This is a genomic window from bacterium (assembly GCA_031082185.1).
Lineage (GTDB): Bacteria > Sysuimicrobiota > Sysuimicrobiia > Sysuimicrobiales > Humicultoraceae > VGFA01.
The window spans coordinates 16,008-36,566 of sequence record JAVHLI010000006.1 but is presented as its reverse complement, the minus strand read 5'-3'; the positions used below and the strand labels follow the sequence as shown (position 1 = coordinate 36,566).

Annotated in this window: 21 protein-coding genes and 1 pseudogene; 2 read left to right on the top strand and 20 right to left on the bottom strand. The window is 63.1% G+C overall.

Going from position 1 to position 20,559, the window contains the following annotated elements:
- Positions 1 to 4: 4 nt before the first annotated feature.
- A complete protein-coding gene (locus RDU83_07395) occupies positions 5 to 1,135 on the top strand; it encodes a hypothetical protein (protein MDQ7840837.1) in 1,131 nt (376 codons plus the stop codon).
- 33 nt (positions 1,136 to 1,168) lie between these two features.
- Here RDU83_07395 and RDU83_07390 read toward each other — a convergent pair whose 3' ends face one another.
- The 10 genes from RDU83_07390 to RDU83_07345 form a co-directional block, all read right to left on the bottom strand.
- Complete coding sequence (locus tag RDU83_07390; GenBank protein MDQ7840836.1) at positions 1,169 to 1,501, bottom strand: HigA family addiction module antitoxin; 333 nt, start codon at positions 1,499 to 1,501, stop codon at positions 1,169 to 1,171.
- 25 nt (positions 1,502 to 1,526) lie between these two features.
- The gene (locus RDU83_07385; GenBank protein MDQ7840835.1) at positions 1,527 to 1,784 is read right to left on the bottom strand and encodes a type II toxin-antitoxin system RelE/ParE family toxin; all 258 of its coding nucleotides are present in this window, start codon (positions 1,782 to 1,784) and stop codon (positions 1,527 to 1,529) included.
- 261 nt (positions 1,785 to 2,045) lie between these two features.
- Complete coding sequence (locus RDU83_07380; protein MDQ7840834.1) at positions 2,046 to 3,533, bottom strand: 4-hydroxyphenylacetate 3-hydroxylase family protein; 1,488 nt, start codon at positions 3,531 to 3,533, stop codon at positions 2,046 to 2,048.
- 12 nt (positions 3,534 to 3,545) lie between these two features.
- Positions 3,546 to 3,851 (bottom strand): HigA family addiction module antitoxin, encoded by a 306-nt coding sequence (locus RDU83_07375; protein MDQ7840833.1) that lies wholly within the window; start codon positions 3,849 to 3,851, stop codon positions 3,546 to 3,548.
- A gap of 2 nt (positions 3,852 to 3,853) precedes the next feature.
- A complete protein-coding gene (locus tag RDU83_07370; protein ID MDQ7840832.1) occupies positions 3,854 to 4,144 on the bottom strand; it encodes a type II toxin-antitoxin system RelE/ParE family toxin in 291 nt (96 codons plus the stop codon).
- 63 nt (positions 4,145 to 4,207) lie between these two features.
- The gene (locus tag RDU83_07365) at positions 4,208 to 4,438 is read right to left on the bottom strand and encodes a type II toxin-antitoxin system Phd/YefM family antitoxin (protein MDQ7840831.1); all 231 of its coding nucleotides are present in this window, start codon (positions 4,436 to 4,438) and stop codon (positions 4,208 to 4,210) included.
- A 43-nt stretch (positions 4,439 to 4,481) separates the two neighbouring features.
- Positions 4,482 to 4,847 carry a hypothetical protein gene (locus tag RDU83_07360; GenBank protein MDQ7840830.1) on the bottom strand — a complete coding sequence of 122 codons (366 nt, stop codon included), beginning with the start codon at positions 4,845 to 4,847 and terminating at the stop codon, positions 4,482 to 4,484.
- 63 nt (positions 4,848 to 4,910) lie between these two features.
- Positions 4,911 to 5,753, bottom strand: coding sequence for a hypothetical protein (locus RDU83_07355; GenBank protein ID MDQ7840829.1), 843 nt, complete (start codon positions 5,751 to 5,753; stop codon positions 4,911 to 4,913).
- Between the two features lie 81 nt (positions 5,754 to 5,834).
- Entirely contained in the window at positions 5,835 to 8,528 is a 2,694-nt protein-coding gene (locus RDU83_07350) for a cation-translocating P-type ATPase (protein ID MDQ7840828.1), read from the bottom strand.
- Between the two features lie 260 nt (positions 8,529 to 8,788).
- Positions 8,789 to 9,976 (bottom strand): ATP-binding protein, encoded by a 1,188-nt coding sequence (locus RDU83_07345; GenBank protein ID MDQ7840827.1) that lies wholly within the window; start codon positions 9,974 to 9,976, stop codon positions 8,789 to 8,791.
- A 193-nt stretch (positions 9,977 to 10,169) separates the two neighbouring features.
- Here RDU83_07345 and RDU83_07340 point away from each other — a divergent pair, with 193 nt between their 5' ends.
- A complete protein-coding gene (locus tag RDU83_07340; GenBank protein ID MDQ7840826.1) occupies positions 10,170 to 11,105 on the top strand; it encodes an acetamidase/formamidase family protein in 936 nt (311 codons plus the stop codon).
- A gap of 137 nt (positions 11,106 to 11,242) precedes the next feature.
- Here the strand turns inward: RDU83_07340 and RDU83_07335 are convergent.
- The 10 genes and pseudogenes from RDU83_07335 to RDU83_07290 all read right to left on the bottom strand — a co-directional run bounded on the left by RDU83_07335 (position 11,243) and on the right by RDU83_07290 (position 20,541).
- A pseudogene (locus RDU83_07335) lies at positions 11,243 to 11,686 on the bottom strand (DUF853 family protein).
- Between the two features lie 115 nt (positions 11,687 to 11,801).
- Positions 11,802 to 12,089: a type II toxin-antitoxin system Phd/YefM family antitoxin gene (locus tag RDU83_07330; protein MDQ7840825.1), complete on the bottom strand. Its 288-nt coding sequence runs from the start codon at positions 12,087 to 12,089 to the stop codon at positions 11,802 to 11,804.
- A 179-nt stretch (positions 12,090 to 12,268) separates the two neighbouring features.
- The gene (locus tag RDU83_07325; GenBank protein ID MDQ7840824.1) at positions 12,269 to 12,799 is read right to left on the bottom strand and encodes a DUF2726 domain-containing protein; all 531 of its coding nucleotides are present in this window, start codon (positions 12,797 to 12,799) and stop codon (positions 12,269 to 12,271) included.
- 13 nt (positions 12,800 to 12,812) lie between these two features.
- Positions 12,813 to 13,097: a type II toxin-antitoxin system RelE/ParE family toxin gene (locus RDU83_07320; protein ID MDQ7840823.1), complete on the bottom strand. Its 285-nt coding sequence runs from the start codon at positions 13,095 to 13,097 to the stop codon at positions 12,813 to 12,815.
- Positions 13,084 to 13,317: a CopG family transcriptional regulator gene (locus RDU83_07315; protein MDQ7840822.1), complete on the bottom strand. Its 234-nt coding sequence runs from the start codon at positions 13,315 to 13,317 to the stop codon at positions 13,084 to 13,086. Before RDU83_07315 ends, RDU83_07320 begins: the two co-directional genes overlap by 14 nt.
- A 46-nt stretch (positions 13,318 to 13,363) precedes the next feature.
- A complete protein-coding gene (locus tag RDU83_07310; GenBank protein ID MDQ7840821.1) occupies positions 13,364 to 14,089 on the bottom strand; it encodes a transglutaminase-like domain-containing protein in 726 nt (241 codons plus the stop codon).
- 70 nt (positions 14,090 to 14,159) lie between these two features.
- Positions 14,160 to 14,387, bottom strand: a complete 228-nt coding sequence (locus RDU83_07305; GenBank protein ID MDQ7840820.1) for a type II toxin-antitoxin system HicA family toxin — start codon at positions 14,385 to 14,387, stop codon at positions 14,160 to 14,162.
- Entirely contained in the window at positions 14,384 to 14,584 is a 201-nt protein-coding gene (locus RDU83_07300; protein MDQ7840819.1) for a type II toxin-antitoxin system HicB family antitoxin, read from the bottom strand. Before RDU83_07300 ends, RDU83_07305 begins: the two co-directional genes overlap by 4 nt.
- A gap of 644 nt (positions 14,585 to 15,228) precedes the next feature.
- The gene (locus RDU83_07295) at positions 15,229 to 16,221 is read right to left on the bottom strand and encodes an NAD(P)-dependent alcohol dehydrogenase (GenBank protein MDQ7840818.1); all 993 of its coding nucleotides are present in this window, start codon (positions 16,219 to 16,221) and stop codon (positions 15,229 to 15,231) included.
- 762 nt (positions 16,222 to 16,983) lie between these two features.
- Positions 16,984 to 20,541 (bottom strand): type I restriction endonuclease, encoded by a 3,558-nt coding sequence (locus tag RDU83_07290; GenBank protein ID MDQ7840817.1) that lies wholly within the window; start codon positions 20,539 to 20,541, stop codon positions 16,984 to 16,986.
- Between the last annotated feature and the right edge of the window lie 18 nt (positions 20,542 to 20,559).

Genomic DNA, 20,559 nt, shown 5'->3' with positions numbered 1-20,559 from the left:
GAAGATGGATCCAACCCGTCTATTAGGACCCGACAGCCCGCTGGGAGTCCCATCACCCTACTGGTTCACGGTGTTCTTCAAGGTGCTGGGATTCACGCTACACACGATACCGATGAACCTGTGGTTCGCCGGGATACTGCTGGCGATGCTCCTGCGAACGCGCGGCGAGCATGCCCGGACCTGCTCGAACCGCCTCATGAACCAGATGCCGATCATCATTGCGCTGGGCATCAACTTCGGGATCGTCCCTTTGCTGTTCATCCAGGTCGCGTACTACAAGGTGTTCTTCCCTGCCACCATCCTGATGGCCTGGCCGTGGTTCAGCATCATCCTCATGCTCATCCCGGCCTACTACGGCGTCTATTTCTACGCCATAGGGCTCCGCACGGGACGCTTCGCGCCGGTTCATCGCACGGCCGGATGGATTGGAGCGCTGCTGTTCATCACTATCAGCTTTGTCTTTGCCAACGGCTTCAGCTTGATGACCAACCTGGCCGGGTGGCCGGCGCTGTGGCAGAAGACGAGCGTGGCAGGCGCGCCGCTGGGGATCGCGCTCAACGTCGCCGACCCGACACTGTGGCCCCGTTGGCTGATGATGTTTGGCCTGGCGCTGACAACGACGGCGGCCTACCTGGTGGTGGACGCGGGTTTCTTCGCGGCTAAGGAGAGCGACGCGTACCGACGGTGGGTATCCGGCTTCGCGCTGAGACTCTACACAGCGGGCGCGGCCTGGTTCGCCCTGATGGGCACGTGGTACACGTTCGGAACATGGTCCCCGGAGTTGCGCCAGATGATGTTCGGCGGCTCCCTGGTGGTGCTGACGGCCCTGACCGCCCTGGGCCCGGGCCTGCCCTGGCTGCTGATCCTGGCTCAGCGCAGGAAGGTTACGCGGCCGCTGGCGTTCGCCACCGGCCTAGCTCAGGTGGGAGTCATGGCGCTGAACGCGATCAGCCGCCAGGTGCTGCAGAACGCGGAGCTTCGCAGGTATCTTGATCTGGCCGCCGAGCAGGTCAACGTACAGTGGAGCCCGCTCATAGTGTTCCTGATCGCCTTCGTCGCCGGGGCGGGCGTGATCGGCTGGATGGTCGTCAAGGCGGTGGCCGCATCCAAGCTGCCGGCGTCGGCGAAGGGATAGCGGGCGCTCAGAACAGTCCCAGGCGCTCGCCTCTCATCCTTGGCCGTCGAGCGGCTTGAGTTGGCCAATTGCGACTGCGTCGCGACCGCGCATGACGTGCCAGAGATCCCAGTCCTGCTGAAGGCCCAGCCAGAAATCCGCGGACATACCCAGTACCCTCGCGAGACGTAGCGCGGTATCCGGGGTGACACCCCGCTTCCCGCGAATGACCTCGTTCAGACGCGGAAACGACACCCCAAGTCGGATCGCAAACGCAGACTGGCTGATGCCCAGAGGCTTCAGGAACTCCTCGAGCAGCATCTCCCCCGGGTGCGTGGGGGGACGACGCGACGGAAGCCGCCGGCCTATGAGTGCGGCTTCCCTCACGTGGCGATGTCCTTTGGGCCGAGACCTAGTGGTAGTCAGCGATCTCGACGTTGCCGGCATGTCCATCCTCCCAAACGAAGCAGATGCGATACTTGTCGTTGATCCGAATGCTGTACTGCCCCGGACGATCGCCGCGGAGCCGCTCAAGCCGATTGCCCGGAGGAACAGCTAGTTCCCTCAGCTCACGAACCCGGTTCAGCTGATCGAGCCTTCGCCTCGCAATGGGCCACAGCACGGCGGGGCAGACTAACCGGGCCCGTCTGCTGTCCTCACCGTCAAACACGTCCTCGGTCCCGCGATTCGCGAAGGATCGTATCACGGTACGTATTATAACAGTCCACGGAAATCGAGCAAGAGGCCAAAACTGGCGGCCCAGGCGAAGGGGTAGCAGAACAAAAGGAAAGTCTCTCGCGTCAATCCTGTCTGGGTCAGAACGGTCCGTAGCGTAGAGCAGCCTGAGCGTCGCCCTCCAAGACCTCTTTGCCGAAGCTCTCAATGTGAAAAGGGTGTTTCTCCACGATAACCTTAAACTGCTTGAACATGATTACCCTCTCGCGGCCCTCTGAATGGTGTTCACGGGCCGTTCCTTGACTCCCGCCAGCCTCCGCGCCAACCGCATCTTCTCCTCCAGGTCGGCGAGCCGCGCCAGCATGATCCTCTGCGCCTGCGGCGATCCGGCCCCATGCATTGACTCCGTGAGATAGGCCGCCGCACCCGGCCCAAGCGTGAGGTTCTCCAGCAGCCGCAGCATCCGGCAGCGCTCCTCCGTCGTGTAGCGGTCCACGCTGCGCAGGTACTTCACTAGGTAGGGGCCCACGACGGGATGGGCCAGGTCCTTCTCCGACGGCAGTGTGACGAGCAGGCCGCCTGCAATATCCTGTGCCAGGCGTGCGATCTCGTACGGGAAGCGGGTCACGTTGAGCTTGCACACGTTCGCCAGCAGCGAATCGATCAGGTAGGTGCCGGAGGCCGTCGGCCTGCCTTCCGCTGAGCACGCGATGCCGCACGCGTACATCGTCTCGTTGAGGTGGATCATCTCGACGATCTTGTCCTTGACATGCGATGCCTTATCCGTGCCCTGGTATTGGGCCAGCGACTGCGCCGCTCCGATCATCACGTCACCCACGCCTGCCTTGCAGCCGCCATAGCTCTGGCGATGATAGCCGGCAAACCGCTCAACGAGCAGCCCACTGAAGGCATGCTCGCCGGCCATGAAGACCCGCTCCCAAAGGACGAACACATCGTCCAGGATGATCACCGCCTCGTGCCCGCCAAACTCGCGGTTGCCCACGTCAATCTGGCCGCCTTCTAGCCTGCGCGTGTCCGACGGCTGCCGTCCGCAGACCATGAGAATGCCTGGGGCGTCCGCCGGGACCGCAAACGCTACGGCATAGTCCTGGTCCTCCTCCGAGAGCGTCTGTGTTGGCATGACGATGATCTCGTGTGCGTTCAGGGCTCCGGTTTGGTGGAGTTTTGCGCCACGCACCACGATGCCATCGGGCCTTCTCTCCACTATGTGCACGAACAGGTCCGGGTCGGCCTGCTGTGAAGGCTTCAGCCGCCGGTCGCCTTTCGCGTCCGTCATCGCGCCGTCCACCACCAGGTCGTGCTCCTGCACATGCTGTAGGTACCGGCGAAACCTGGCGTGATACTCCGTCCCCAGCTCCCGGTCCATCTCGTAGGTCACCGAATCCACCGCGTTGAACGCGTCCATACCTACACAGCGCTGGAAACAGCAACCCGTCCTCTGCCCAAGCAGGCGCTGCATCTTCACTTTCGCCACCAGGTCTGCGGCACTCTGGTGCAGGTGCGTAAACCGATTGACCGTCTGGCCCGTTAGGTTAGAGGTAGCCAGCATCAGGCCGGCATGCTCAGGATCCTGGGCCAGATCGTAGGTCATCGCGCATGCGTTGAGCGACGGCCGGATCAGCGGGTGGTCAACCGGGTTCTCGACCTCCTGGCCCAGGATGAAGACGCGCTTCTTCATCCTTCGCAGGCTTTCGATGTAGTCATCTCGTGTCATCAGCGCCATGACGACCTCCAGCTATCCAACCCGAGCATAGACACCGACTTCCTTCTCCAGGCGCCGGCCCAGCCGATCCTTCTCGACCTCCAGGTCGTAGTGCGCCTGCAGATTCTGCCAGAATGTCTCGGTCATCCCAAAGTATCGTGCCAGCCGCAGAGCCGTATCGGCGCTGATCGCCCGCTTGCCATGGACGATCTCGTTGATCCGTCGGGGCGGCACGCCCGTGTCCTTCGCCAACCGATACTGGGAAATGCCCATCGGCTCCAGGAACTCCTCCATCAGTATCTCGCCGGGATGAACCGGCGCCAGCTTCTTAGCCACCATCTCTACCTCCTTCGATGGTAGTCAACGATCTCTATGTCGTAGGCATCCCCATCCCGCCAGACAAAGCAGATGCGCCAGCGCTCATTTATGCGTATGCTGTGCTGCCCCGCCCGGTCCCCTGAGAGCTTCTCTAGACGATTGCCTGGCGGCACCCGCAGATCCTTGATCGAACCTGCAGCATGAAGAACGGCCAACTTCTTGTACGCCGCCCGCTGCAGATCTGGTGAGAGGTGTCTCGAACGCTCGCGCGCGAAGACGCGCTCAGCTTCAGGATCGCGAAATGTTCGAATCATCGCATCTGATGATAACGCAATACGGTAATATCGTCAAGCGTTAACACCTTCTTGCGGTCAGGCCTAATGTTGCGCATCCGCCGCGTGGCCCTCCCGGGTCAGATCCCCGAGCTCGCCGGGCCGAAGATTGGCCTTCACTGCCGGGACATCCAGAGGAGGGCCCAGTGTGGCGACCGGCTGCAGGACGAACAGCTGCCCGTCCCGGCGGCGGATCTGGACCTTCCCCTCTCGTCGCGACTGATCAAGCAGACTGGCGAGACGCTGCCGCGCCTCGGAATACGTGTAGACCTTCATGGAGTAACCTCCCATACCTCAAGCCCCAGCGTGGACGCGCTTGTTAGACCGCCCGAGGTTGGGATGATAGCACCGCGGCGGTCCATAGGGCACCGAGCAGGTCAATGACGCCGAAGAGAACCAGCGTCGGCCGAGCCAGGCCTAGCACAACGAAGGCTCCGAACAGCAGGAATACGATGGCCCGGCCCCAGATCGTGGCACGGAAGAATGGGATCAGCTCATGCCGTGCGGCCTGAACATAATACCCGCCGAGCACACCCACGACGACTCCGAGGACCCGGATCCACACCTCCGTGGTAGTGGGAATCCCAAGGACGGCAAGCAGGGTGTTCGGGCTGAGAACAAGGATGATGCCAACGGCGCAGAGGTAGACTCCAAACGCGAATACCGTCTTCGCCAATCTGCTCATGGTAAGCCTCCTTCTCGAGCGGTGCAGCGTTTGAGTTCAGCGGTTAGTTCACCTTCTGGCCTGCTATTCATATGAGACCTCGGTAATGCGGCCCCTCCAGTAAGCCTGCGGGCCTTCCGGCAATATCCACTCGACTTCGCAGCGCACTGGGATGCGCATGCCGCCACGTTCCTGGTACTCAAAACAGCGCCCCCGCCAAGGGGTGGGAACGTCGCGGCCGTCTACGTTGCGGGGGCGATCAGCAGCGTAGATGCTTTGCATCAGACCGTCATTGCCGAAGCGGAAGTCGAGCGACACCTTGACGCCGGCAAGGCTCAGGGTTGCGCGCGCGCTCGAGCCGTCAATCGCCGACCACGCCACCCCTTGGGAGGGCAACAGGGCAGTCGGGTACCAAACCGCCTCTGCCAGATAGCGCTGCAACGCGCCGGCCGCGATGCCTGGGGTACCCTCCACCGCGACCAACGGCACCGTGGCCAGCAGGCTGGCGTGCATGTAGCCGCGACCGTCTACAAACGAATCGCGCACCCGCACGGCAATTCCGGGCGCCATGCGAATGCGTGCGTCCCACACAAACCCCGCCGGTTTAACGCCAACGGTCTGCGTGGCGGTGAAGGGTCCCCAGACGTTCTCCTTGGGCTTGATGAGAAAGTCGCCCTCTTGCTTGAGCCGCGCGCGGCGTACTATCGGCTGCCCGTCGCGCAGCACTGCGCGAAAGTAACGCTGCACAGGGGCCGGAAGGCCATCAATCTCGGCTGCGGAGTACGCGGCAGTCGGCAAGCCGGCAGTCGCACCGTTCACACGCGCAACTTGATCCGCGGTTCTGGTCTGCCAGCGATAGTTGCAGAATGCCAGCACGCCAACACCGCCAAGCAGCAGCACCGCGAGGACGGACAAGAGGATCCTCATGACGCTGCCCTCACTTCCTTCCCCTGCATGTCAGCGGTCTTGAGCACGACGTGTAACTGTGGCAACGCCCTGAAAACGCCCCTAGCTCATCTTCCCAAACCATCCGCGCCTCTCCATCCACTTCGCCATCTCCAGCACCGGCGAAACTGTGAAGGCCAAAGCGATGACGATGGCCCAATCAATCAGCGGTAGGCTAAACGTGCCAAACGGCTCATGCAGGAAAGGCACGTGAACGATTAGGGCTAATAGCACCAACTCCCACACAATAGCCAAGTTCAACCATTTGTTGGCAAATGGACGGTCCAGCACCGAATGGCGGTCAGAGCGGAAGTTGTATGCCTTGAAGAACTGAATCAACACCAGCGAAACGAAGGTCATCGTCATTGATTCTTCAAGACTACGTCCAGAACTCAATGCCCAAACAAACAGGCCCAAGTTGACCGCCGCCGACCATACACCCCCCACCACCATGAGACTCACGACAGGCCGGGTGAAGATGCCGGTTCGCGGGTTGCGCGGTTTGTGGCGCATGAGGTCAGGTTCGGGCGGGTCTACCGCTAGTGCCACAGCAGGCAGGCCGTCGGTAGCCAGGTTGACGTACAGGATTTGCACGGCGCTCAAGGGCAAGGGTAGTCCAATGAGCGAGGCCGTGCCCAGCAGGCCGATTTCGCCGATGTTGGACGAAAGTAGAAACATTAGGTACTTCTTGATGTTGCCGAAAATGCCGCGCCCCTCTTCCACCGCCGCCACGATGGAAGCGAAATTGTCGTCGGTGAGCGTCATGTCGGCGGCCTCTCTGGTCACGTCCGTGCCGGTGATGCCCATCGCGATGCCGATGTCGGCCTTCTTGAGCGCGGGCGCGTCGTTCACGCCGTCGCCCGTCATCGCGACAATGTGACCTTTCTTTTGCAGGGCCGTGACCACGCGCAACTTGTGCGCCGGAGAAACGCGGGCATAGACCTCGATGCTTTCTACCGCGCGCTCAAACTCGGCCTCACTCATCGCCTCCAGTTCCGCGCCGGTGACACTGCGGCCGGTGTTGAGCAGGCCCAGTTCGCGGGCCACGGCCTGCGCGGTCAGCGGGTGGTCGCCGGTAATCATCACCGGCTTGATGCCGGCCTGCTCGCACGTCTGAATCGCGGCCTTCGCCTCGGGGCGCGGCGGGTCAATCATGCCCACCAATCCGAGGAATGTCATTTCGCGCTCGGCGTTTTCCAATGTTGCGTTCGGCTTGGAGGCCACCGCCAGCACACGCAACGCCTCGCTTGCCATCCGGCGGGCTGTTTCCAGAATCGCCTCTTGGCCCGCGGCGTCGAGCGCCGCTTCATCCTTTGCCGTCAACTGCCGAGTACAGGAAGCAAGTATGACTTCCGGCGCGCCTTTGGAGTAGGCAACGACACCCTCGGGCCCGGCGTGCAGCGTCGTCATGCGTTTGGTTTCGGAGCTGAACGGGATTTCGTTCACCCGAGGGAATTGCGACTCAAGGTCCGCCTTGTTCAGCCCGGCTTTAGCGGCGGCGACTACCAACGCTCCCTCCGTCGGGTCGCCCTTGACGCGCCAGCGGCCATCCGACTCGCTAAGAACGATGTGCGCGTCGGAGGCAAGCGCAGCGGCCCGCAACAGCAGTTTCAGCGGATTGGAGAGCTCAACCGTAAGGCCATCGCGCGAGAACTGCCCGCGCGGCTCATAGCCCGCTCCGGAGACATCCAGCACTTGCCCGGCAACAGATATCCTGCGGGCCGTCATTTCGTCCTTCGTCAGCGTGCCGGTCTTGTCGGAGCAGATAACCGAAGTGCTGCCGAGAGTTTCAACCGCCGGGAGGCGGCGCACAAGCGCATTGCGCTTGACCATCCTCTGCGCACCGATAGCGAGTGAAATCGTGACCACCGCAGGCAACGCCTCCGGGACAACGGCAACGGCCAGAGCAATACCGAAAATCAGCATCTCAATGAAGGATTGACCACGAAACAGGCCAAGGGCCACAACGACCCCCACGACTGCAAAGCCGCCCCACGCCAGCGTGCGACCGACCTTATCCAGGTATTCCTGCAACGGAGTCTTGCCGGTTTCAACCGTTTGCAGCATTTGGGCGATCTTGCCGAACTCGGTGTTCATGCCGGTGGCGACGACAACCGCGCGGCCTCGGCCATAGGTCGCGATTGTGCCAGCATAGGCCATGTTCTTGCGGTCGCCAAGGGCCAATTCACCGTTGGCAAGAGGCGCGGCGTGCTTCTCTACTGGAACAGACTCGCCCGTGAGCGCGCCTTCTTCGACCTGCAAATTGACGGCCTCTATCAATCTGACGTCGGCGGGGATTTTGTCACCTGCCCGCAAGAGGACAACATCGCCCGGCACAAGGTCGCGCGCTGGGATCTCAACTTCCTCTCCATCGCGAATGGCGGTTGCCGTTGGCGCGGCCATTTGGCGTAACGCCTCGATGGCGCGTTCGGCGCGGTATTCCTGCACAAAACCCAATAGCACGGCAAACAACACGATGGCGGCAATCGCGATGGCTTCAATCCCGTGCCCGAGGAAGGCGGAGAGCGCCGTCGCCACAAGAAGAATGACAATCAGCACATTCTTGAACTGCCCAACAAGAATCGGCCACGGCGAGATACGGCGGGCGGCCTTCAGTTCGTTCGGGCCATGTTCCGCCAGGCGCGGAACCGCCTCGGCCCCGGTCAACCCGGCGGGCGTGGATCTCAGGCGAGAAAACACCGTTTCGCTGGACAGGGTATACCAGGAGGAAGTTGATTCGACGGGAGACGGTTGCATAAGAACTTATCCTCTTGTCTGGTTGTGGTTGTTCAAGTCGCACCGGTCCTGGTTAGTCGGACAGTTTCTTGGGTTCGCGGATCATCAAGATCGGCACACCCGTTGCAGGGGGGCTCGCCGACGAACGCCGGGGACGCCTCGATCCCCAGCCGGCGCAGCGCGCCATGGAAGTGGCCTGAGGCGTCGTAGATCGGCTCGGGTATGCGCCATCGTGGCATCCGTGCCCCACAGGCGGTCGGGCGTGTTGCGGCGGCCATGTCCTACTTCATCCGCGTTGGTTGGCTCGGGCCGGCGATCAGCGCGTCGGCCCCACGCGTCGCGAGCTCCGCGAGCGGCACCACGTCCACGCGCCGCTCGAGCGGGTAGCGCCGATCGCCGGGGTAGAGCACGGTGAGGCGCGTCAGGTCGAGATCCTTGAGTGCGATGCGCATCGAGGGCGTAAGCCGCGGCGCGTCCTGAAACTTCACCTCCACGCCGTAGCGGCGACCGCCCAAGAAGAGCAGTAGGTCCAGCTCCGCGCCGGTGTGCGTCGCCCAGAAGTGGGCCGCCTCGGGCCGCACCGCCCGTAGGGTCTCCTCGATGGCAAAGCCTTCCCACGAGGCGCCGACCTTCGGATGCGACAGGATCTCCCGCTCGGAGGCGAGTCCCAGGAGCGCGTGCAAGAGGCCGCTGTCGCGCAGGAAGACCTTCGGCGACTTGACCTGGCGCTTCTTGAGGTTCTCGTGCCAAGGTTGGAGCTGCCGCACCATGAACAGACCCGTGAGGATGTCCAGGTAACGGCGCGCCGTGGGCTCGGTGACACCGAGGGATCGGGCCGCCTCGGCCGCGTTCCAGACGCCGCCGTGGTAGTGCGCCAGCATCGTCCAGAACCGGAGCAGGGTTGCGGCAGGGATGGTGATGCCGAGCTGCGGCAGATCGCGTTCGAGATACGTCAGGATGAACTGCTGGCGCCAGACGTAGCTGGCCTGGTCTGAACGTGCCAGGTAGGCGGGCGGGAAGCCTCCGCGCCGCCAGAGCCGACGGAGCGTCGCGGCACCACCGCCCAGCTCGTTCGCGCTGAAGCCGCTCAGGATGACGGTCTCGATCCGACCCGCGAGAGTCTCCGACGACTGGCGGAGCAGGTCAGGGCTCGCGCTCCCCAGGATCAGGAAACGCGCCGGGAGGGGACGCCGGTCGGCCAGGACCCGAAGGATCGGGAACAGGTCGGGCCGGCGCTGGATCTCGTCTATCACCACGACCCCCCGGAGGGGCGCCAGGGCCGTCATCGGCTCGGCCAGCCGCGCAAGACTCGTGGGGTCTTCGAGGTCGAAGTAGGCCGGCGAGTCCGGAGGCACGATCTCGCGGGCAAGCGTCGTCTTGCCGGCCTGGCGGGGGCCCACGAGGGCGGTGACCCGACTCCGTTTCAGGGCCGCGCGGATCTCGGCTAGCCAGCGGGGGCGCTGGATCATGCCTCTACGATACCATGAAAATCGAAACTGGCAAGTTCGATTTTCATGGTGCCAAGCCCAGCACTAGCCGCGCCGGATCGAGCCGTACGACCTCGTCTGACATGCAGGGGAAGGAAGTGAGGGCGGCGTAGTGGGCGCTGGGGGCTGCTCCCGAAAGATCAACTCCCCTTGGGACACCCTCAGGAGGACACCCATGAGCACGCACGTCCTTCCGCCCGAGAGGGTCCACTACAAGTGGAACAAAGACCTCCCACCCGCCCTGGAGGTCGACCCCGGGGACATCGTCACCTGCCGCACCAAGGACGTAACCGATGGCCAGGTGACGCCGGGATGCGATGCGTCGGTCCTGGCCTCCATCAACTTTGATCGGATCTATCCCCTGGCCGGGCCGATCTCCGTCCGTGGGGCGACGCCGGGCGACGCGCTGGAGGTCGAGATCCTCGACCTGCGACCGCTGGACTGGGGCTGGACGGGCATCATCCCCACCCTGGGCCTGCTGGCGGAGGACTTCCCCGGCCCCTACATCCGCCACTGGGATCTGTCCGACGGGCATACGACGCGGATGCGCGACGATCTCATCATCCCGCTGCAGCCCTTCTGCGGGGTGATGGGCGTGGCGCCGGCTGAGCCCGGCGAGCACTTCGTCCTGCCGCCCGGACCGTTCGGGGGCAACATGGACATCCGCCACCTCAACAGGGGGACGCGGCTGCTGCTGCCGGTGCAGGTCCCTGGCGCCCTGTTCTCGGCCGGCGACTGCCACGCGGCGCAGGGCGACGGCGAGGTCTGCGTGACCGGCATCGAGTGTCCGATGGAGTTCACGCTGCGCTTCGGCGTGCGCAGAGGGCTGACCATCCCCGCCCCGCAGTTCCAGACGCCCGGCCCACTCACGCCCCGGCACGACGCGCTGGGGTATTACGCGACGACGGGCGTGGGGCCCGATCTGATGCAGTGCGCGAAGGACGCGGTGCGGGCGATGATCGTCCACCTGGGGCGCACCTACGGGCTTTCGCCCGAGGACGCCTACGTGCTGTGCAGCGTGGCGGTGGACCTGAAGATCAGCGAGGTGGTGGACGCGCCGAACTGGATCGTGTCGGCATACCTGCCGCTGTCGATCTTCAAGGGGAGGTGAAGCGGGCACGTCCGCGATGACGCACCTTGTGTACCAGCCAGCCCCGCCGTGCTGCCAGGCCTCAAAACAGGCGCCCGGCTGCACAACGAGCACCTGCCCGTCCCTGCGGCCGTCTAACGCTGCGACGCCCGCAGACTAGCGGCGGCGCGACCCGCCTTCTGGTCACGCGGCGTGTAGGCGCGCAGGGCGTGTTGGATGCGGTTCCCGAGCTGGCCAAGAATGTCGTTTGGCACGTCGTCCGGAAACTGCGAACAAAAGTACACGCCCACGCCCTTGGACCGGATGATCCGGACGACCTGCTCCACCCGCTGGCGCAGCGCCGGCGGAGCGTCGTCGAACAGCTCCGACAGCAGCCACAGCAGGAAACTCGAATACAAATGAGGCTTCAGGACGAGTTGGTCGGCGGCAAGTATGTTAACGATGCCGCGGCCGGTGAGGTCGGTGCGCATCAAGTCCCCTAGTTCTAGGCCCGGTTCGCCGAACAGGGCTTCCCCGCCTTCCCGCTACAGCGACAGCAGTGAGCGCTGAATGGCAGCCACGGACTGTGTGCGGACCAGACCGTATTGCGCGTCGAGATCTCTTTACGATTGTCCGCGACGATCCCCGGGTGCGCCGCTTGATCACCTTTCCGGGCGTTGGTCCGTTCGTGGCAATCCTGGAGGAGGCCTCATAGGTGCTGGGCCGCTGCATAGGCGGCTACTTGCCCTTCCTAGCCGATCCTTGGCGATCCTCGACAGCCTTCCAGAATTCGGCCTCGGTCAGGCCCTTACCCTGACGGATGCTGCGTCGAGCCCTCTCGATCCTGGCTAGGAAGCGGGGAGAACGGGCAAGAACAAGAGTCTCCAGGTCATCCTCGTCTTTGGGGGCAATCAGAACGGCTACTGCCCTTCCATTACGAGTGATGATGACCGGACCCTCTTTCTCAGAGGTGTCAACGTACGCACTGAGCTTGGCCTTGACATCGGCAAGTGGGGCGATCTTCATGGCGCATGCTCCTCTTTTCCGATCCGCAACACATTCCTCTCCTTGACGCCGACTGCCAGGACTGTCGGTCTACAGACATCGCTAGCAGGTACAGGAAGGGTAGGTGCGCTCATCGGGACTGCCCCCTCTGGAACGTGGCCTCCGAATACGGGAACCTGGGGGGTGGCTAACGACAAAGCTCAGCCGCGGCCCTGCCGGAGCGAAGCGGAGACAGGGGTGTCGGCTGGAGCGCGCTGTTGGGCATGAAAAGTTGCCTTGATAGCAGCCTCGTCCGGTAGCGACTTCGCCTGCCAGCGAATGATACGAATACCTGCAGCACCCAGTGCCTTCTCTTTCTTTGCGTCTGCAACTTTCCGATCTTCTCGCTCATGGGAGGCATCATCAAGTTCGATAACAGCGACAATGCTTGAGTCTCTAGAGCAAACGACGAAATCGGAGCTCATGCGATTGATGCGATTCTGCCACGCCTGAGAGTTATTGCCTTTCTTAACGCCGAGCAAGCGCGACAAACCGACCTGGGCCAAAACGATGTGCTCGGGAAGTGACTTGCTCAAACGAGAATAGAGGATCTGCTCTGGTACAGATAGAGGTTTCTTTGCATAGAAGGGCCACGGGCCTTCTTCCGAGCCAGCCCCGGACTTTGCCTTTGCAGCAACGAGGAGCACCACTGCAACTACGACAATAACGACCAGAACAAGAAGCTCCGTCATGAACTCCCTCCCTTCAAGCCCAGCGGTCTCGAGCTAAGCTGCCCCGGTGTACCTCTCGTCGATGACCAACCTTCACCACTACGACGACGACTACCTCGTCATGAATCTCGTAGATGATGCGATAATCTCCTTGACGAACCCGGTACTTCTCCTGCCCCGAGAGCTTCTCAGATCCCGCAGCCCGCGGTTCTTCAGACAACGCAACGATCGTCGCGAGAATCCTCCGAACGTCGCGGTTAGGGCATACCCGCAGATCTTTGGCGACGGACCTTCGGAAGACAACCCTATATCTTCCCATGCTTCTTGAGGTCCTTGAGGAGCTGCTCATAGCTGAGCATCGGTTCGCCAGCCCTTTCCTCGAATGCGGCCAGATCCTCCTGGTCTTCCTGGAGAGCCTGCCGGACCGCCTCGTTCACAAGCTCGGATACGGAGCGTCGGGTGTGCGCAGCCTTCAACCGCAGAGCTCGATGTAGGTCCGGCTCGAAGTAGACAGTTGAACGAGCTACCATGTCGCTCATGGGTCATCACCTCCGACCCCAAGCGTAGCGCCATAGCGTTATAGCGTCAAGAAGCTGTGGGGTCGGAATCTGCCGCCAACGCCGCGCTCGCGCGAATCCGCTCAATGTTGCGATTCGCCAATTTGGCAAGGAGGGGATAAGCCATCGATTGAGCCGCATTGAACCGGAGGTACTTATCCGATGCAAAGTACTCCGCCGGATCCTCCCAGACGCCGTGATCTTCCACGACCGCGCCCATATGGACAAAGCCCTTCTCGCCGAAGTTGAACTCGCAACTGGACTTCCCGTCGACAAAGGAAACCGAGCAGCCGATCGCGGCTCCACCCGCCTTCAGCCGATTGAGCGCTCGTTCGTAGAACGCCTGGTCATTGATGTAGGAGTCGATGGGTTTCCATTGACCCTCCAGTTGTACTTCGATCCACGAGTGTCCGCCGGCCTTCGGCATGAACGGAAAAACAAATGACGGGAGTATCCCCCGCATGATCCTGATGTCGATGAGGCCGAAGTGCACACGCGCCGGCACGCCGCAAGCTTGACTGAGCGCCAGGAAGAGGGTGGCCTTTGTGTTGCAATAACCCAGGCCGTAGCCGATGACTTCGGAGGCTTTGACCTCATCCCACTTGGGCGGGAATCCAAACCTGATCCCGTCGCGAACGAAGTAGAAGATGGCCTCGATCTTCTCCATGGGGGTGTGCTTTCCGAGCGTCAGCTCAGCCGCTTTCTTCTCGACAACCGGGTGACCGAAGTTCGACAAGCGCCTCTCGGCCTTCATTCCATCCTCCCATGTTGACGGATTGTTGACCCAACCAGACAGACGAATTCGTTCTGTGGGCTAGATTGCCTCACAGCAATCGTTCGAACTGCTCGACCGTGAGCCGTGCGTGTTTCAGAATGTGCGAAAGCGTGGACCTCTTGATTGGGCGGTGGGCTGGCACCACGAGCTTGAGCATCTCGTCGGCCGTGTGCTTCTGGAGCCCAATGCGGGTGCCGCGCTGGCGTACGACGCCCCAGCCGTCCCGACGAAGTGCCTGAACCACCTGATCGTAGTTCAGGCTCGGGACCTTCGTCATACTGCGATCTCAACGACCTCGGCGCCCGGTGAAAGGGCTGCATCGGCGGCGGGTTCGAGATACAGCCGAATGGCTTCTTCGATGTTGGCAAGCGCCTCTGCGCGCGTGCCCCCCTCACTAATGCACCCAGGAAGGGCGGGTACGATCGCCGTGAATCCGCCCTCGTCACTCGGCTCTAGAACCACGCGTAGTTTCATTGGGCTTCCTCCCACGACTCAGCGTACCCCCAGGAGGGGCCATGCTGCAATCCAACGCTCAGCATCAGCGGCGGCGCGGGGCGCCGCCTGCTGCATGCCGTTGTTACTCATCGATGAGATTCTACACCCAACAGCACCTGTACTACTGCGGAGTCGATCTCCACGCCCGATCCCTGTACATCTGTGTCCTCGACCAGGCGGGAGACGTCCAGGTCCACCAGAACCTCAGAGCCAGCCCGGAGGAGGTCCTCCAGCTCGTCGCTCCGTACCGCGCGGATATCGCCGTGGCCCGAGCCCGGCGACTAACTGGAGAGCGCTCCGCGCTCAGCCCGACGCTTGACTGGGCCGGCATGAGGGTGCCGATGGATTTCTTGGTCGCGGGGAGAACCTCCGCCAGCTCCCTCCGGCTTTCACAGAGAGGAAGCTGTGAACCTCGATGAGTGTTTGGTGCAGGCACCGCCTGGCACCGGAACCGTGAAACCAGTACGGCAGGGCTGATCTCGCGGCACGGACGACACATCTCAGCGGCGTCTTCGGCCCCGCCGGAAGGACTTCCCTACCTCTTGACGCGTGGAGGCCTCATAAGTGTTAGGCAGCATCAGGGGCTGCCATACTGATCGCAAGCGGCACACGATTCAGCCTGTCTAGGCTCCTGTGCTGGCCGTGTCGTTGACCAGGACGATTCGGTAGCGTGCCTTGTTCTCGCTTACCCTCCGAATTGCCTCGTTTACCTGCGACATGGGCATCAGTTCGACCGCGGGTGTGATGCCATGCACCTGCGCGAAGGAGAGCATCTCCCGCATCGTGGCCCGATTGCCGATAAAGGACCCGGTGATCGACAGCTGGTGCGCCACGAGGTCGGTCGAATTGAGCGCCACGTCTGGGAAGCCGAGAAGGACCAGCCTCCCGTTTTTCTTCAAGGTGTTCAGCAGCGCCTCCCAGTTGATCTTGCCGTGGGCGGTGCATAGCAGCAGGTCGAAGCCGAACAGAGCCTGGCGCAAGCCGGTCTGGTCGTCCGAAACGATGAAGTGGTCTGCGCCGAAGGCAAGCGCCTGCTCCTTCTTCTCTGGAGAGGAGGAAATGGCGGTGACTTCGTAGCCAAGGGCGCGGGCAAGCTGTAATGCGAGATGGCCCAGCCCCCCCACGCCGATGATGCCGATTCTCTGCGCGGGTTGGGCGGCGTACGATCGGAGCGGGGAGTAAACCGTGATCCCGGCGCACATGAGCACCGCGGCCACCGCGGAGGGCATGGCGTCAGGCAGCGGGTAGGCGAAGCGGCTATCCACAAGGACAGAGGACGAGAAACCGCCATAGGGGACCCACGTTCCCGATGGGACAATGTCTCGGCAGAGGTGTTCTTCGCCCTGCAAGCACCACTCACATTGCATGCAAGAACGGCCCTGCCACCCGATGCCGACCCGGTCCCCTTCCTTCAGGCCGGATGCCGCGCGGCCCACAGCCGACACGTACCCGACGATCTCGTGACCGGGGACAAAGGGAAAGGTGGTTATCCCGTAGTAATCGTCGATGGCGTGGATGTCGGTATGGCACACACCGCAGTGGGTGACCGAGACGCGGACATCATGCTCCCCCAGTTTGGGTGGCTCGTAGGTGAATGGCTCGAGCGGCTGTCCCACCGCTCTCGTTGCGTATCCCAAGACCCTCGAAGCGGACATTCGCAAGACCTCCCCTGTTCAGTAGCGCGCATCCACGGGAATACCCAAGGATGCGGCCTAACGTGCCGTTAACCCGCGCGCGCCGCTCTTGAGCGCGTCGGGGTTAAACGGGTGGTTGGGCCGCGCTGATTGTCTCGCGAGTACTGCCATAGCGCTCGATCAAGCACACGCATTGACGCCCCAACTTCTCGCGCGAGTGCGCGACAGTACAAAGTGTATGCCGACCAAAGCCTGTGATCATAGGTGGGCGGCTTCGAAATGCCGAGCGACCACAGAGCACGAAAATCGAGGATGGGATAGACATCTCTTGTGCCGAAGTGCAGGAGTACCGACGCCGTCGGCCAGGCAACGCCGTTGAGGAGCGTCAATACCTCGATGCGTAACCGCTCGTCCTCGGTGGAAAGAGCGGTTCGCGTAACTGACTCAATGAACTCATCGGTGTTCGTCGTGCACTGATGAACGATGCGAGGACTTTTCCAGCGGCAGACAGCGAGGAAGTCTGAGCGGGAATAGAAGCTCCTCCGCCAGACTCGGGGTTGCACCTCGCGCTCGACTACCTCGTCGCCCTCGGCAGGGAACCGAGACGCCAGCGCGGGAATGGCTGACTTATCGAATCGTAGTGCAAACACTGATCACCTATTCTGCCGCCCAACGCCTTGCGCGAAGTTGAAAATACGTTTCAGCTCGTCAGCGATCGATGATGCCACCGGCAGCCTCTCCTCATCATGCACCAGGCGGCTTCGGAACAGCGGGAAACCTAGTCCGGATGAACTCCGCAGCGCTCTCCGGAGTCAGCCGCACGCTCCCCGGACCGCTGCGGACGTAGAAGTCACCGTCCGGGCTCGTTTCCATCCCCTTCCACTTGAGAAACACCGGCTCGGGACTGCGCTGGCAGCTCGCGAGACAAACGGTCTTCCCCTGAACAATCTGGGTCTTCTGGTCGATGCAGGTGCTCGCCCGGTCGCCGAGGCCGTTGCGGACCACCTGGGCAAGATGACGCATGAACTGGTCGTCGGTCTCGAGGCGATCTATCTCGATGCCGACGATGGATCCGCCGTCCGCGACGCCGATCAGGAGGTCGCCGCCCTCGGTGTTGAGGAACGCGGCGATGGTCTTGAGGACGGCGCGCGTGATGGTCTCGTCGTCCTGCCGATCCTCGCGGAGGTTCCAGCGCAGCGTGGCCTTGAACTCCAGCGTCTTCGACTCGCCCCGCTTGATCAGCTCCTCGGCCTGGCGATGCGCGCGCAGGTACTGGTCAAATAGGAAGTTCTTGATCGCCTCGCCGAACGCCCGGTCGTCGGTGATGCGCTTGTAGAGGTCGAAGTTCGAGTCGACGATCTCCTGGATCACGTGCTCAACCTTCTGGTCGAAGGTGAGGCGCACGTTCTCGCGCGTGTTGACCCGGGCGCTGGCGTCGAGGGCCGCGTCGGCGTCGAGCCTGTCCATCATCTGGCCGAGGGTGACGCGGTGCTCGGGCCCGAGGTTGAGCCCGAAGCGCTCGTTCAGCTCGGCGATGATCCGGGAGAGGAGCTCAATCTGCTCCGGGGCCGTCCCGTGAGGGCCCTTCGTGCCCACAGGGTCGAGCAGGCCGGTCTTGCGTTCGAGCGCGATCTTGCCGCTCCCAGTCTGCTGGATGCGGTAGGACTCCATGTCGATGTTCTGCTGCACCTCGCGGGGCAGCTCGGCCCGGTCCGCGGGAAGCAGCCGCCGCAGGTGGCGCGCGAAGACGTAGAGCTTCTCGAGGTCCGCGTCGGTAAAGGTCAGCACTTGCGCCAGGAACGCATAGAGGCGCACGTAGTCGGTGAGCTGCCCGCGAAAGTCGTGCTGCTCCCCTTCGGACAGCTCGCGGAAGTGGTCCACCACCGGGGCGAGGGCCGCGTAGAGCTGGTCCTGGGTGGCCTTGCGGTCGAAGTAGACCCTCGCGAAGCCGTTCACGTCGGCCTCGGTGTAGACGGGAAAGGCCAGGAGCCGGCTCTGGATCTCGTAGAGCAGGTTCGGATCGGTCGCCTCGGAAAGTAGCGTCGTCTCGTAGTATGGCTCGAAGGCCACCCGGATCTCGTCGGCCTCGTTGGCGAAGTCGAGCACTATCGTGCCGCGCTTCTTGGGATCGTCATGAATGCGGTTGAGGCGCGACAGGGTTTGCACCGCGTTCACGCCGCCGAGCTTCTTGTCCACGTACATCGTGTGCAGCAGCGGCTGGTCGAACCCGGTCTGGAACTTGTTGGCCACGATGAGGAACCGGTACTCCGGCTTCTCGAATTCCTTGGCCGTCTGGCGTTCGCCGATTCTCTCCTTCTTCCCAGCAGAGTTCATCCCCGCCTCGGTGTAGGACTCGCCTCCATCCTGGACGCTCCCCGAGAAGGCGACGAGCGCCTTGAACGGATAGCCCTTCTCCTTCAGATAGCGGTCCACCGCCAGCTTGTAGCGCACGGCATGGCGGCGCGACCGGGTCACGATCATCGCCTTGGCCTTGCCTCCGATCTCGTTCTGCGCCTGCGCGGCGAAATGCTCCACCATGATCCGCAGCTTCTCCTGGATTGCGTGCGGGTGGAGCTCGACGAACAATTTGAGCAGGTACTCGGCCTTGCTCTTGTCGTAGCGCGGGTCGTCCTCGATCGTCTTGAGCAGCCGCCAGTACGCCTTGTAGGTGGTGTAGTTGGCGAGGACGTCGAGGATGAACCCCTCCTCGATCGCCTGGCGCATGCGGTAGAGGTGGAAGGCCTCGAACTTCCCGTCCGCGCGCGGCGTCCCGAAGAGCTCCAGCGTCTTGGGCTTGGGCGTGGCGGTGAAGGCGAACATCGAGAGGTTGGGCAGCCGCCCGCGCTTCTCCATCTCGGCCAGGATCGTGCTCTCCAGCTCCTCCTCGGGGGTCTCCGCCCCCGCCTCCTCCCGCTCGGCCTCCTCCAAGCTCCCCGCGGCCAGTACCGACTTGAGGCTCTTCGTGCTCTCGCCGGACTGCGAGGAGTGCGCCTCGTCCACGATCACGGCGAAGCGATGTCCCGGGAGTTCGCCGATCTCCTTGGCGATCACCGGAAACTTCTGCAGCGTGGTGACGATGATCGTCTTCCCCGACTCGAGGGCCTCCTTGAGCTGGCGCGAGGTGGTGTCGATGTTCTCGACCACGCCGAGCGTCTGCTCGAACTGGCGCATGGTGGTCTGGAGCTGCCGGTCGAGCACGCGCCGGTCGGTGATCACCACTATCGAGTCGAACACCCGCCGGTCGCCCGCGTCGTGGAGAGTGGCGAGCTGGTGGGCGAGCCAGGCGATCGTGAAGCTCTTCCCGCTCCCCGCCGAGTGCTGGATCAGGTATCGCTGGCCCGTCCCGTGCGCGCGTGCGTGCGTCACCAGCCGGCGGACGGCATCGAGCTGCTGGTAGCGCGGGAAGATCAGGAAGCGCTTGCCGGTCTTGCGCCCCTTCTCGTCCTCCTCCTCCACCTCGTGGATGAACTGGCGGATGAGGTCGAGCACGCTGTCGCGGGCCCAGGCCTCCTCCCACAGGTAGGCGGTAGCGTAGCCGCTCCGGGTGGGAGGCACCGGCGGGTTCCCGGCTCCACCGAACTTCCCCTGGTTGAAGGGCAGAAAACGCGTGTTCGGCCCCGCGAGATGGGTCGTGACATAGACCAGGTCCGGGTCCACCGCGAAGTGCGCGAGGCAGCGACCGTAAGCGAAGAACGGCTCACGCGGGTCGCGGTCGGTCTTGTACTGCCGAATCGCATCCTCGACATCCTGTCCGGTCAGCGGGTTCTTCAACTCGGCCGTGAAGATCGGGATGCCGTTCAGGAAAAGCGCGAGGTCGAGGTTCTTATCGTTCTTCTCGCTGTAGCGGATCTGGCGCACCACGGCGAAGAGGTTCGCCGCGTGGAGGCGCCGGGTCTCCTCGTTGAGCCCGCTCGCAGGCCGGAAATAGGCCAGCCGGAACTTGCAGCCCGAGTCCTTGATGCCCTGGCGGAGCACGTCGAGCGCGCCGCGCCGCTCGATCTCGCCCGCGAGGCGCTTCAGGAACTGCTCCGTCACCGCCGCGCCGTGGTGCTGCTTGAGCTTTCCCCACTCCTTGGGCTGCGTGGCGAGGATGAAGTCCACCACGTCGCGCGGGATGAGGCAGAGCGCCCGGTCGTAGTCTTCGGGCGAGCGCTTCCGGTAGCCGCCCGGCACGGTGTCGCCGTAGGGCGCCGCCGTTTCGCGCACGGCGCTCGCGTCGCCGGCGCAGGCGTCGGGGCCGTGCTGGAGCAGCCCGCACTCGATGGCTTCCTCGAAGCTGCGCTCGGACACGCGCCCGGTCATCGTCGTGGCCTCCAGTCC

Excerpts from the sequence above, each read along its gene's own strand:
- RDU83_07315 (MDQ7840822.1), bottom strand. The coding sequence starts at position 13,317 with ATGAGCGACATGGTAGCTCGTTCAACTGTCTACTTCGAGCCGGACCTA.
- RDU83_07325 (MDQ7840824.1), bottom strand. The coding sequence starts at position 12,799 with ATGACGGAGCTTCTTGTTCTGGTCGTTATTGTCGTAGTTGCAGTGGTG.
- RDU83_07380 (MDQ7840834.1), bottom strand. The coding sequence starts at position 3,533 with ATGGCGCTGATGACACGAGATGACTACATCGAAAGCCTGCGAAGGATG.
- RDU83_07375 (MDQ7840833.1), bottom strand. The coding sequence starts at position 3,851 with ATGGTGGCTAAGAAGCTGGCGCCGGTTCATCCCGGCGAGATACTGATG.
- RDU83_07310 (MDQ7840821.1), bottom strand. The coding sequence starts at position 14,089 with ATGAAGGCCGAGAGGCGCTTGTCGAACTTCGGTCACCCGGTTGTCGAG.
- RDU83_07330 (MDQ7840825.1), bottom strand. The coding sequence starts at position 12,089 with ATGAAGATCGCCCCACTTGCCGATGTCAAGGCCAAGCTCAGTGCGTAC.
- RDU83_07340 (MDQ7840826.1), top strand. The coding sequence starts at position 10,170 with ATGAGCACGCACGTCCTTCCGCCCGAGAGGGTCCACTACAAGTGGAAC.
- RDU83_07290 (MDQ7840817.1), bottom strand. The coding sequence starts at position 20,541 with ATGACCGGGCGCGTGTCCGAGCGCAGCTTCGAGGAAGCCATCGAGTGC.
- RDU83_07300 (MDQ7840819.1), bottom strand. The coding sequence starts at position 14,584 with ATGAAACTACGCGTGGTTCTAGAGCCGAGTGACGAGGGCGGATTCACG.
- RDU83_07345 (MDQ7840827.1), bottom strand. The coding sequence starts at position 9,976 with ATGATCCAGCGCCCCCGCTGGCTAGCCGAGATCCGCGCGGCCCTGAAA.
- RDU83_07320 (MDQ7840823.1), bottom strand. The coding sequence starts at position 13,097 with ATGGGAAGATATAGGGTTGTCTTCCGAAGGTCCGTCGCCAAAGATCTG.
- RDU83_07305 (MDQ7840820.1), bottom strand. The coding sequence starts at position 14,387 with ATGACGAAGGTCCCGAGCCTGAACTACGATCAGGTGGTTCAGGCACTT.
- RDU83_07395 (MDQ7840837.1), top strand. The coding sequence starts at position 5 with ATGGATCCAACCCGTCTATTAGGACCCGACAGCCCGCTGGGAGTCCCA.
- RDU83_07350 (MDQ7840828.1), bottom strand. The coding sequence starts at position 8,528 with ATGCAACCGTCTCCCGTCGAATCAACTTCCTCCTGGTATACCCTGTCC.
- RDU83_07370 (MDQ7840832.1), bottom strand. The coding sequence starts at position 4,144 with ATGATTCGAACATTTCGCGATCCTGAAGCTGAGCGCGTCTTCGCGCGC.
- RDU83_07360 (MDQ7840830.1), bottom strand. The coding sequence starts at position 4,847 with ATGAGCAGATTGGCGAAGACGGTATTCGCGTTTGGAGTCTACCTCTGC.
- RDU83_07365 (MDQ7840831.1), bottom strand. The coding sequence starts at position 4,438 with ATGAAGGTCTACACGTATTCCGAGGCGCGGCAGCGTCTCGCCAGTCTG.
- RDU83_07355 (MDQ7840829.1), bottom strand. The coding sequence starts at position 5,753 with ATGAGGATCCTCTTGTCCGTCCTCGCGGTGCTGCTGCTTGGCGGTGTT.